The sequence below is a fragment of the Streptomyces sp. YIM 98790 genome (assembly GCF_011421595.1).
GTDB lineage: Bacteria > Actinomycetota > Actinomycetes > Streptomycetales > Streptomycetaceae > Streptomyces.
Genome location: NZ_WTLH01000049.1, coordinates 21899 through 33983 on the forward strand (window position 1 = coordinate 21899; position 12085 = coordinate 33983).

A 12085-nucleotide genomic window follows, 5' to 3' on the forward strand; every position below is an offset into this window, starting at 1 on the left:
GTCGTTCAGGCTGTCCGGCCACCGTCCACGGCGATGAGCGATCCGGTGACCCAGGCGCCGGCACCGGGGTCGAGCAGCTGGCACACCCAGGCGGCGACCTCGCCGGCCTCGCCGAACCGCCCCATCGGCGTGCTCGCGATGATGCGCTCGCGCAGGGCCGCGGCGCCGTCCTGGGCGGCCTCCTGCCAGAGCCCGGTGTCCACGGGACCGGGCAGTACCGCGTTCACCCGCACCTCGGGCGCCAGCTCCACGGCCAGCGAACGGGTCAGGGAGTTCAGCGCCGCCTTGCTCGCGCCGTAGTACGCGCGCCCCGGCATGGCCAGCACACCGCCGACCGACGACACGTTGACGACGCTGCCGCGGTTGGCCCGCAGCTCCGGCAGGGCCGCCCTGATCAGCTCGGCTGCGGCGACGACGTTCGTCTCCAGCATCTGCCGCAGATCGTCGGGCCGGGCCCGGTCCAGCGGTGCGAACCGTGCGTGCCCGGCATTGTTGACCACGGCGTCGATTCCGCCGAGGTGTTCCCGCGCGGCCGACACGACCGACGCCGCCGCGCCCGGCCGGGTCACGTCACAGGCGTGGACGGACACCCGGGGGCCGGCAACGTCCGCCGCCCGCGCCAGCCGCTCGGCGTCCCGTCCGACCGCGAGCACCGCCGCGCCCAGCTCCGCCGCTCTGCGCACGACGGCCTCCCCGATGCCCGAACCACCGCCCGTCACGACCACGCGCCGCCCCGACCAGGGGGCGTTCACCGCCACGCCGCCGACTCCGGTTCCGTGCCGGCCCGTTCGCCCGGGGGAGCGCCGGCGTGCCCGTCCGGCGGGTGGGCCGGCGGGTGGGCCGGAGGCTCGGCCAGCAGATCGTCCAGCAGGGGGCGGGGGTTCTCGAAGAGGTGGAAGTGCCCCCCGGCAAGCACCCGGGTGACCAGGCGGCCGGTGGTCCAGTCCCGCCACCCCGCCCCGGCGTCCGCGGGCACCAGCGGATCGTGGGAGCCCAGGTAGCACCGGATGTCGACACCCGTTGCGCCGGGCGGCGGGGCGGAGACGTACCGCTCGTGCGCGGCGATGTCGGAGCGGACGGCGGAGAGCACCAGGTCACGCACGTCAGGGTCCTCGGCCAGCAGCGGGTCGATCCCGCCGAGGGCCGACAGGCGCCGCCACAGTTCCTCGTCCGGAAGCCGGGCGTCACCGGGGGAGGCCACCGGCCGGCCGGGGGCCCGGGCGCCGCTGACCGCCAGCAGGGCCGGGGGCGTGCCCGCGGCTTCCATCTGCCGCGCCGTCTCGAACGCCACGATCGCGCCGAAGCTGTGGCCGAACAGCAGCAGCCGCGCCGGGGACCGCGCGGCCAGCTCCGCACGGATCGCGGCGGCCATCGCCGCGACGTCCCCCTCCGGCCGTTCGGCGCCCCGGTCGCCGTGCCCCGGATACTGGACCGCCAGCAGCTCGGTGCCCGGGGTGCCCGCTTCCCCGCCGAGCTCCCGGACGTGGTCGCGCCAGGGTGCGAAGCTCCCGGCCCAGCCGCCGGAATGCGGGCAGCAGACGATGCGGGTCCGGTGCCGGCCGTCCGCGCCGCCGTTGCCGCCGCCCGGTGCCGCCACGGACCGGCGGCCGGGGACGGCGCGGGGATGCAGGGGCCTGACCCACGTGCGCGCTTCCATACCGTCCTCCGATCGGTCGATGACCACCTCGACGATGGCACGGGCCCGCGACGGGCCAGCCGAATCCTTCCGGTTTCATTCATCCCGCCCGCTCCGGCCCGCCTCGCTTGCCACGATCACCGGGCGGACCCCTGCGGGACGTGCTCCCGCGCTCCGAGCCACAGGAGGACCGAGAGATGCCGGAGACAGCCATGCCGGTGCCGCCGCTGGATCTGACCGATCCCGCCGCGTTCGTGGACAACGACCCCCACGCCTACTGGGACCGGATGCGGGCGCAGGCACCTGTCGCCTGGCACGAGACACCGCACGGCACCGGCTTCTGGTCGGTGGCCCGGCATGCCGACGTCCTGGAGTGCTACCGGGACGCGGCGCGCCTGAGCTCGGCCCGCGGCACCGTGCTCGACGTGCTGCTGCGGGGCCGGGACTCGGCCGGGGGCCGGATGCTGGCCGTCATGGACCGGCCTCGCCACCGCGACCTGCGCCACGTCATGCTCCGCGCGTTCTCGCCGCGGCTGATCCGGCAGGTCGGGGAACAGGTCAGGTCGCGTGCCGACGCACTGGTGGCCGGCGTCGTGGGAGCGGGCCGGTTCGACTTCGCGGCCGAGGTGGCCGAGGTGCTGCCGATCAACACGATCTGCGATCTCCTGGAGCTGCCCGCGTCCGACCGTGCGGACCTGCTCGCCTGGAACAAACGTGCCCTGTCGTCCTCGCACGGCGACGCCGACCCGGTGGACGCCCTGGAGGCCCGCAACGAGATCCTCGCCTACTTCGTCGAGACGGCCCGCGAGCGGCGGCGGCGGCCCGGCGAGGACGTGATCAGCCTGCTCGCCGGCGCCCGCGTGGAGGGCGAGCCGCTGTCCGAGGACGACATCGCACTCAACTGCTACAGCCTGATCCTCGGCGGGGACGAGTCCACCCGCATGTCCGCCATCGGGGCACTCGACGCCCTGGGCCGCCACGAGTCCCAGTGGCGGCGGCTCAGGACGGGCTCCGCCACGGTCGCGACGGCCGTCGAGGAAGTACTGCGCTGGGTCACGCCGGCGATGCACTTCGCCCGGACCGCAACGTGCGACGTGCGCATCGGCGGACGGCGCATCCGGGCCGGGGACATCGTGAGCATGTGGAACATCTCGGCCAACAACGACCCCACCGTGTTCGCACGGCCGCGGACCTTCGACGTCGGCCGCGACCCCAACCCGCATGTCTCCCTGGGGCACGGGCCGCACTTCTGCCTGGGCGCCTTCCTCGGCAGGCTGGAGCTGACGGCCGTGCTGACCTCGGTCGTCCGCCGGGTGCGGACGATCGAGGTGGCGGCCCCGCCGCGCAGGGTCTACAGCACCTTCCTGTACGGGTACGAGGACCTGCGGCTCGTGCTCCGCTGATCCGCGGAGCGGCACGAGCACGCTGGCCCCGGGCTCACGCCGGCAGCAGGTGCCCGGCCAGATCCTCCATGGTCGGGCTCTCGATGATCGCGCGCACCGGCAGGGTCAGCCCCCACGCGTCCCGCACCCCGCGGGAGAGCTTGACGGCGAGCACGGAGTGGCCGCCCAGGTCGAAGAAGTTCTCCTGCGGCGCGACGGACGGGACGCCCAGCACCCGCGCCGCCAGCTCGCACAGCGCCTCCACGCGCCGGCCGTCCGGGGCCGGGGCGGCACGGCGGCGGCCGTCCCGGGCGGCGCCGTCGCCGCGGGCGCCGGCACCGGCCGCCGGTGCCGCCCGGCCGTCCAGCTTCTCCAGGGCGCGCCGGTCCACCTTGCCGTTGCTCGTCGTCGGCAGCGCGTCCAGCAGCACGATCTCCGCGGGCAGCATGTGGGCGGGCAGCTTCCGCGCCAGCCGGTGACGGAGTTCGGCCGGCTTCGGGCTGCTGCCCCGGTGCGCCGCCACGTACGCCGTCATCCGGGCCTCGTCGAGGGTGCCGGTCACCACCACGGCGCTGAGCGCCACCCCGGGGCAGGCGTCCAGGGCCGCCTCGATCTCGCCCAGCTCGACGCGGAAGCCGCGCAGCTTGACCTGGTGGTCCGCGCGGCCGCCGAAGAACAGCTCGCCGTCCGCCGAGCGGTGGCCGAGGTCGCCGGAGCGGTACATCCGGGCTCCGGGCGCGCCGAAGGGGTCGGCGACGAACCGCTCCGCCGTCAGGGAGGGCCGGTTCAGGTACCCCAGGGCCTCCCCGGAGCCGGCCAGGTAGAGCTCGCCCTCCTCGCCGGGCGCGCAGGGGCGCAGGCCGCCGTCGAGCACCCGCACCTCGTTGCCCGGCCACGGGCGGCCGATGCCGACCGCGGAACCGGGCGACACCGGCCCGGCCATCGTGACACCGACGGTCATCTCGGTCGGGCCGTAGCCGTTGTACATGCGCCGGTTCGGCGCCCAGGTGCGCACCAGGGCCGGGGTGCAGACGTCCCCCGTGGACAGCAGCACACCGCCTTCCAGCACGCCGGTGCTGTCGGTGAGGCTGAGGGCCACCGGAGGCAGCACCGCGTGGCTGATGGCCCGGTGCCGCAGGGTGCGGTGCAGGTCGTCACCGGGCAGGACGTCCCGCTCGTCGGTGACGACCAGGGTGGCACCGGAGAGCAGCGCCAGCGTCATGTCCCAGAATCCGGCGTCGAAGTTGAACGAGGCCCACTGCAGCACCCGGTCGCCGGGCCCGGCGCCGATCCACTGCCGCTGCGTCGCGACCAGGCCGGCAACGCCCGCGTGCGGTACCACGACGCCCTTGGGCACACCGGTCGAACCGGAGGTGTAGATGACGTACATCGGGTCGTCGGCGGTCAGCGGCCGGGTCCGCTCCCGTGGCGCGACCGGGCCGGGGTCCGCGGCGGACAGCAGGCTCCCGGCCCGGGGGCCGTCGAGACCGAGGACCGGGACCCGGTCCGTGACGGCGTCGTGCGGGCCGCTGTGCAGCAGGCAGTCCAGCGCGGCGTCCCCGACCGCGTGCGCGATCCAGTCCCGCGGGTAGGCCGGGTCCAGCGGCACGTAGGCGGCGCCGGCGGTGGCCACGGCGAGGGCCGCGGCCGGCAGCCAGCCGCCCCGGGCGATCGACAGCCCGACCAGGTCGCCGGGGCCCACCCCCCGGCCGATCAGCACCCGGGCGAGGCGGTTGACCCGCGCCGCCAGGGCGTCGTACGTCAGCACGTTCCCGTCCGCCTCGACGGCGGGCTCCCGCGGGTGGGCGGCCACGACCCGCTCGAAGCATTCGGGCAGTGTGGGCAGGGCGGCGGCCGGTCCGCGGACGGCACGCACATCGGGCCACACGCGGTCCACGAAGGCGCATGCCGCCTCCCGCGCGACCGGCCCGTGCTCGACCGACCAGCCCGCCGGCACCGGGCGGTCCCCGGGCCACAGCGAACGCTGGCCGCGGTCGTTGCACAGCACGACGTAGCTCTGGTCGTCCCGCTCGAACGGGTTCCGGCTCATCGCTGACCTCCGAGATCTCACGGTGCCGCGGACCGGTCCCCTGCCGCTCCGCCGGCGGCCCGGCCCGCGGCGCGCGGCTGCCGCCCGGCACACTCCCCGTCCCACGATGGCGCCCGGGCCCCGCCGCGGCCGCGGCCGCGACAGGTTCATGAAGGTGGCGGGCACGGCGGCGGGCCGCGCCGGCTCCGAGTTCTCGCACCTTTCTTTCAACGTCGCCCGGGGCCGGACCCTCAAGTGGCTACGTTGCGGGCGTGGCAGCCGAAATCCAGCCTTCCGTCGGACAGACCCTGCTCTGGTTCCTCGACCGCTACCGCGGCGAGGAGGGGGCCCTCAACTGCCCGACCCTGTGCCGCCTGCGAGGCCCCCTCGACAGGGCGCGGCTCACCCGTGCCGTCGCCGCGGTGACGGCTCGGCACGAGGCGCTGCGGACCACCTTCACCGGGGGCGGACGGCGGCTCAGGGCGGTGATCGCCGACCAGGTGTCGCCCGTCCTGCACGAGGTCGACCTCAGCGGCGCCGCGGACCCGGAGTCGGCCGCCGGCGAGGCCGTCAGGACCGAGCTGGGCACCCGCATCGACCCGTCCGGGAGTGGGGTGCGGCTCACCCTGTGGAGGCTCGCGGCCGACCATCACATCCTCTGTTTCAACATGCATCACATGGTCACCGACGCGTGGTCCTGCCGACTCGTTCTCCAGGATCTGTGCGCCGCGCTGGACAGGCCCGCGGACCGGCCGGATCCCGAGCCGGCCACGCCCTACTCGGCCTTCGCGGCGCAGCAGCGGCAGGCCCTGGCCTCGGACGCGGGCAAGCGGCTCACCGCGTACTGGTCCCGGCAGCTCCGCGGGATGACCCTCCCGCCGCTGCCGATGTCCCGCGCCACACCCGGGGCGCCGCGCCATACCGATCTCGTGCAGCACACGCTCGACGCCGGCACCGTGGCCGCGCTGGACGCCGTCGCACGCGGCGAGCGCAGCACCCTGTTCGTCGCCCTGCTGACCGCCTACTACCGGGCTCTCCAGCAGGTGAGCGGCAGCAGCGATCTGACGGTGGCCACGCTGTTCGCCAACCGTGCGCCGGAGTACCGGGACACCGTCGGGTTCCTGGCCAACATGGTGCTGCTGCGCACCGTGCTGCGACCCCACGGGGATTTCACCGATCACCTGCGCGCCGCGCACACCACCGTGACGGAGGCGTTCGTCCACCAGGCGATGCCGCTGCAGATGCTGCCCCTCGCCCTGGACGACAGGACGCGGCGGCCGGACGACGTGGTGTTCCAGATGATGCCCGACCCCGTGTACACCACCCGGGCGGGCGGCCTGGACATCGAGGTCCTGGTGCCCGACGAGGTGCCGACGCGCTTCGAGCTGGAGCTGGTCGCCGTGCCGACCCAGGACACGGTCCGCATCCTGCTCTTCTTCAACCCCGACCGGTTCTCCCCCGAGTTCGCCCGCGAACTGCTGGCGGCGTACGTCGGGATCTGCAGCGCTCACACCGGCCACGCCGTGTCCTGAAGGAGAGATCCGCATGACCGAGCGAGACATCAACCAGGTGGCGCACCCCCGGGCCCTGCGGGCGGACGACATCCGCGCGGATGTCGCCGCGAAGCTCGGCATCCCGGCGGCCGACATCGGGATCGACGACGACCTCGTCAGTCTCGGGCTGGACTCCCTCGGCGTCATGATGCTGGCATCCGACTGGCAGTCCGCCGGCGTGGACGTCACCTTCGGCGACCTGATCGAGGAGTCCACGGTCGCGGCGTGGGCGCGGCTGATGGACGGTGACGCAGCCACCGCCGGACCGGCGGTGGAACCCGCGGCCGGGGAGGCGTTCGCGCTGGCCCCCATGCAGCACGCCTACTGGTCGGGACGCCGGCCCGGCATGCCGCTGCGGACCGGCTCGCACTTCTACTTCGAGTTCGACGCCGATCTGGACCCCGGCCGGCTCGACCGTGCGGTCCGGGCACTCCGCGAACGCCACCCGCTGCTGCGGACGCGGATCGCGGACGACGGCGTCCAGAGCATCCGCCCCGGCCTGTGGGGGCTGGACGAGGTCGTGGACCTCCGTGCGCTGGACGCCGGCACGCGGGACGAACGGCTGGCCTCCCTGCGGGAGCGGATGTCCCGGCAGACGCTGCGCATCGAGGACGGACGGGGCCTGGAGGCACGGCTGGTGCTGCTGGGCGAGAAGGCCTGCCGGCTGTGCCTCGACATCGACATGATCGTGTGCGACGCCGGGAGCTTCCGCATCGTGGTCTCCGACCTGGCGCGGCTGTACGCGGCCGACGGTGTCGACACGGACCCGCTGGACCTGCGGTTCCCCGACTACCTGCGGCTGGCCGAGGAGGCGGGCGCCCCGCGCCGGCGCGACCGGGACGCCGAGTACTGGCGCGGCCGGGCGGAGTCCCTGCCCACCGCGCCGGCGCTGCCGCTCGCGACCGCTCCGGAACGGCTCGGCGAGGTCGTCACCGTGCGGCGCCACACCTGGATTCCCCGCGAGACCTACGCCCGGCTCGGCCGTCATGCGCGGATGCACCGGGTGACCACCTCGATGGCCCTCGCCGCGGCGTACGCCGATGTCCTCGCGGCCTGGAGCGACACCCCGCACTTCCTCCTCAACCTCCCCGTGCTCAACCGGCTCCCGGTCCACCCCGACGTCGGGCGGCTGGTCGGAGACTTCACGGATCTGCTGCTGCTGGAGGCCCGGCCCGACGCGACCCGTCCGTTCGCCGACCGCGCCCGCGCGCTCCAGGAGCAGTACCGGCGCGACGCCGCCCACTCCAGCTACGGCGGCACCTCGGTGCTGCGGGACCTGGCACGCACGGCGGGCGGCGCCCGGAACCGCTCCGGGGTGGTGTTCACCAGCGCGCTGAGCCTGGGCGAGCTGTTCGGCCCGCCCGCGCTCGACCTGTTCGGACAGCCGGTCTGGATGAGTTCCCAGACCCCGGGCGTGTGGATCGACCTCCAGGTCGTCGAGCGGGACGGCGGCATGCTGGTCAACTGGGAGACCGCCGAGAACCTGTTCAGTGAGGGCGTACCGGCCGCCATGTTCGACGCCTTCGTGGACCGGGTGCGGCTGCTCGCCTCGGACGCCGAAGCGTGGTCGCGGACACTGCCCGTGGGGCTTCCGTCGGGTCAGGTGGTGGTGCGGGAGCGGGTGAATGCGACGCGGTGTGCGGTGGTGCCTCGTGTGTTGCATGGGGCGGTGTTCGAGCGGGCGCGTGCGTTCCCGGACCGGGTGGCGGTGTGTGGTGAGGGGTCGGTGCTGACTTACGGCGGTCTGGCGCGTGGGGCTCTGGCCGTTGCGCGGCGGCTGGTGGAGGGGGGTGTGGGTGCGGGGGAGCCGGTGGCGGTGTCGGTGCCCAAGGGGCCGGAGCAGATCGTTGCGGTGCTGGGGGTGCTGGCGGCGGGTGGTTGCTATGTGCCCGTTGGTGTGGATCAGCCTGTTGCCCGGCGTGATCGCATTCTCGCCTCCTCGGGTGCGCGTCATGTCCTGGTGTCGGGCGGCTCGGGCGGCTCGGGCGGTTCGGGTGGTTCGGGTGGTTCGGGTGGTGGGGTGCGGGAGGGGTGGCCGGGGGCGGTGGAGCCGGTCGATGTGGCCGGGGCGGCCGGCGGTGTTCCTCTGGAGGGTCCGGTGCTGCCGTCGCCGCAGGAGTTGGCCTACATCGTCTTCACTTCTGGTTCCACTGGTGAGCCCAAGGGGGTGGAGATCTCTCATGCCGCTGCGGCCAACACCATTGATGCGGTCAATGAGCGTTATGGGCTGACGGAGCGGGNGGGGGCGGTGGAGCCGGTCGATGTGGCCGGGGCGGCCGGCGGTGTTCCTCTGGAGGGTCCGGTGCTGCCGTCGCCGCAGGAGTTGGCCTACATCGTCTTCACTTCTGGTTCCACTGGTGAGCCCAAGGGGGTGGAGATCTCTCATGCCGCTGCGGCCAACACCATTGATGCGGTCAATGAGCGTTATGGGCTGACGGAGCGGGACAGTGTGCTGGCGGTTTCGGCGCTGGATTTCGATCTGTCGGTCTATGACATTTTCGGGGTGCTTGCCGTTGGGGGGCAGGTGGTCACGGTCGCCGAGGAGGCCCGTCGTGAGGCGGCGGTGTGGGCTCGTCTGATGCGCCGGCACCGTGTCACGGTGTGGAACACCGTTCCCACGTTGCTGGACATGCTGCTGGTTGCGTGTGAGGGGGGTGCCGGTCTGCCGGATCTGCGGGTGGCCATGGTGTCCGGGGACTGGGTGGGGCTGGATCTGCTGGACCGTCTGCGTGCGGCTGCGCCGGGTGCGCGGCTGGTGGCGATGGGTGGGGCGACCGAGGCGGCGATCTGGTCCAACGTTTTCGATGTCGGCCGTATCGATCCGGCCTGGGTGTCCGTTCCTTATGGTCATCCGCTGCCCAATCAGTGCTATCGCGTGGTGGATGCGCATGGGCGTGACCGTCCGGACTGGGTTCCGGGGGAGTTGTGGATCGGTGGGGCGGGTCTGGCCCGGGGCTATCGTGGTGATCCCGAGCGCACGGCGGCCTCCTTTGTCACCGTGGACGGCGAACGCTGGTACCGCACCGGTGATCTGGGGCGTTACCACCCCGATGGCACCCTGGAGTTCCTCGGCCGCACCGACCACCAGGTCAAGATCCGCGGACACCGCATCGAACTCGGCGAGATCGAGCGCGCGCTGGAGCGCGACAGCGACGTGGACCGGGCCGTCGCCGTGGTACTGCCGGAACTCCACGACACGCTCTGCGCGCTGGTGACCGGGCGCGACGGCGCCGGTGTCTCCCCCGCGCGGGNGGTCAAGATCCGCGGACACCGCATCGAACTCGGCGAGATCGAGCGCGCGCTGGAGCGCGACAGCGACGTGGACCGGGCCGTCGCCGTGGTACTGCCGGAACTCCACGACACGCTCTGCGCGCTGGTGACCGGGCGCGACGGCGCCGGTGTCTCCCCCGCGCGGGTGCTGGCCACCGCCGCCGCGCACCTGCCCGAGTACATGGTGCCGGCCCGCGTCGAGGCCGCCGGAACCCTGCCGCTGAGCGCCAACGGCAAGGTGGACCGCGGCCGGGTCCGTGCCGAGCTCGCGCGGCGGCTCACCGGTGCGGACGGTGCGGACGGTGCGGACGGGCCGCCGGACACCGGGTTCACCGGTGCGGAGGCGNCGCGCACCTGCCCGAGTACATGGTGCCGGCCCGCGTCGAGGCCGCCGGAACCCTGCCGCTGAGCGCCAACGGCAAGGTGGACCGCGGCCGGGTCCGTGCCGAGCTCGCGCGGCGGCTCACCGGTGCGGACGGTGCGGACGGTGCGGACGGGCCGCCGGACACCGGGTTCACCGGTGCGGAGGCGACCCTCGCCGACGTATGGGCCGGTCTGCTGGACGCCGCACCGGTCACCCGCCGGTCGAACTTCTTCCACCTCGGCGGCGACAGCCTGCTGGCCACGCGCATGCTCGCCGCCCTGCGCCGCCAAGGGTTCGAGGGCAGCCTCGGTGACCTGTTCAGTGCCCCGACCGTCGCCGGTTTCGCCGCCCGGCTGACCAGGGTGGACGGCCCCGGCGACGCCACCGCGGCGATCACCGCCGACCCGGCGCACCGGCACGAGCCCTTCGAGCTGACCGACGTGCAGCGGGCCTACTGGCTGGGACGCGACCCCGGCTTCACCCTGGGCGGCGTCGGTTCCTGGTGGTACTGGGAGTTCGAGGCCGACTCGGTGGATCTCAACCGCTTCGAGGAGGCGTGGAACACGGTCATCGGCCGGCACGAGATGATGCGTGCCGTCCTCGGCAAGGACGGCCGGCAGCGCATCCTGGCGACCGTGCCGAGGTTCCGGCCGGCGGTGCGCACCACGACCGCGGACGAGTTCGACGGGGCGGTCGCCGAGCTGCGCCGCATGGACAGCCAGATCCTGGACGTCACCACCTGGCCGCTCTTCGACGTGCGTGCGGTCCAGTGCGAGGACGGGCGCACGGTCATCGGCATCGGCTTCGACTACATCGTTCTCGACGCGCTCAGCATCGTCACGGTTCTGAGCGAGCTGTCGGCCCTGTACGCCGACCCGGACCTGAAGCTGCCGGAGCTGAACCTGTCCTACCGGGACTACCTGCTGGCCACCCGGCCCGATGACGCGGTCCGTCGGCGCGACGAGGACTACTGGCTCCGGGCCATCGAGAACCTGCCCCCGCCGCCGGCGCTGCCGCTTCAGGCCGACCCGGAGGAGGTGGACCGGCCGCGTTTCGTCCGCCGCGAGGCTCGGATCGAGCCCGGACGGTGGCAGGAGCTGCGCCGGCGGACCGCCGACCACGGGCTGACCGCCTCCACCGTCGTGGCCACGGCATTCGCCGAGGTGCTGGCGGCCTGGTGCGCCGAACCCGCGCTGACCCTGACGCTCACCGTGTTCGACCGCCAGGACCTCCACCCCGATGTCAACCGCGTGGTCGGCGACTTCACCTCCCTGATGCTGCTGGGCCACGAGAGCAGCCCGGACGAGCCGTGGGTGCGGACCGTGCGCCGGGTGCAGGGCCAGGTCTGGGAGGGGATGGAGCACAACAGCGTGTCCGCGGTGTGGGTGCTGCAGCAGCTCGCGCAGCGCCACGGCGCCGCGCAGATGCTCATGCCGGTCGTGTTCACCTCGACCCTCGGGGTCTCCGGGGAGTTCCCCGACCTGGAGCTCTCCTTCGGCACGCAGACGCGGGGGCTGTCCCAGACGCCGCAGGTGACCCTGGACTGCCAGGTGATCGAGCAGGGCGGCGGGCTCAGCATCAACTGGGACTACATCGACGGCCTGTTCGCGCCCGGTGTGATGGAGGACGCCTTCGACGCGCTGTGCCGGCTGCTGGACGCGCTGTCCGGCCACGACTGGGAGCTGCCGCCGCCGGCCGTGGGGCTTCCGTCGGGTCAGGTGGTGGTGCGGGAGCGGGTGAATGCGACGCGGTGTGCGGTGGTGCCTCGTGTGTTGCATGGGGCGGTGTTCGAGCGGGCGCGTGCGTTCCCGGACCGGGTGGCGGTGTGTGGTGAGGGGTCGGTGCTGACTT

At 73.6% G+C, this 12085-nt stretch carries 7 protein-coding genes; 4 read left to right on the forward strand and 3 right to left on the reverse strand.

From position 1 onward, the window contains the following. Nucleotides 1-5 precede the first annotated feature (5 nt). Complete coding sequence (locus GQS09_RS11280) at nt 6-683, reverse strand: SDR family NAD(P)-dependent oxidoreductase (RefSeq protein WP_399552479.1); 678 nt, start codon at nt 681-683, stop codon at nt 6-8. A 65-nt stretch (nt 684-748) separates the two neighbouring features. Further along, nucleotides 749-1657 carry a thioesterase II family protein gene (locus tag GQS09_RS11285; protein WP_165985889.1) on the reverse strand — a complete coding sequence of 303 codons (909 nt, stop codon included), beginning with the start codon at nt 1655-1657 and terminating at the stop codon, nt 749-751. A 176-nt stretch (nt 1658-1833) separates the two neighbouring features. Here GQS09_RS11285 and GQS09_RS11290 point away from each other — a divergent pair, with 176 nt between their 5' ends. Next, nucleotides 1834-3039, forward strand: coding sequence for a cytochrome P450 (locus tag GQS09_RS11290; protein ID WP_165985890.1), 1206 nt, complete (start codon nt 1834-1836; stop codon nt 3037-3039). Between the two features lie 34 nt (nt 3040-3073). Here GQS09_RS11290 and GQS09_RS11295 read toward each other — a convergent pair whose 3' ends face one another. Beyond that, nucleotides 3074-5068 (reverse strand): amino acid adenylation domain-containing protein, encoded by a 1995-nt coding sequence (locus GQS09_RS11295; protein ID WP_165985891.1) that lies wholly within the window; start codon nt 5066-5068, stop codon nt 3074-3076. A gap of 251 nt (nt 5069-5319) precedes the next feature. Here GQS09_RS11295 and GQS09_RS11300 point away from each other — a divergent pair, with 251 nt between their 5' ends. The 3 genes from GQS09_RS11300 to GQS09_RS11310 all read left to right on the forward strand — a co-directional run. Then, complete coding sequence (locus GQS09_RS11300; protein WP_165985892.1) at nt 5320-6579, forward strand: condensation domain-containing protein; 1260 nt, start codon at nt 5320-5322, stop codon at nt 6577-6579. A gap of 13 nt (nt 6580-6592) precedes the next feature. Further along, complete coding sequence (locus GQS09_RS11305) at nt 6593-10279, forward strand: non-ribosomal peptide synthetase (RefSeq protein ID WP_165985893.1); 3687 nt, start codon at nt 6593-6595, stop codon at nt 10277-10279. Further along, nucleotides 10237-12085, forward strand: a 1849-nt coding sequence (locus GQS09_RS11310; protein WP_243761306.1) for a condensation domain-containing protein, incomplete at its 3' end; no start/stop codon positions are given. The genes GQS09_RS11305 and GQS09_RS11310, both read left to right, overlap by 43 nt.

Bases quoted from the DNA above. Each gene is read 5' to 3' on its own strand.
- GQS09_RS11295 (WP_165985891.1), bottom strand. From the start codon at position 5,068: ATGAGCCGGAACCCGTTCGAGCGGGACGACCAGAGCTACGTCGTGCTG.
- GQS09_RS11290 (WP_165985890.1), top strand. From the start codon at position 1,834: ATGCCGGAGACAGCCATGCCGGTGCCGCCGCTGGATCTGACCGATCCC.
- GQS09_RS11285 (WP_165985889.1), bottom strand. From the start codon at position 1,657: ATGGAAGCGCGCACGTGGGTCAGGCCCCTGCATCCCCGCGCCGTCCCC.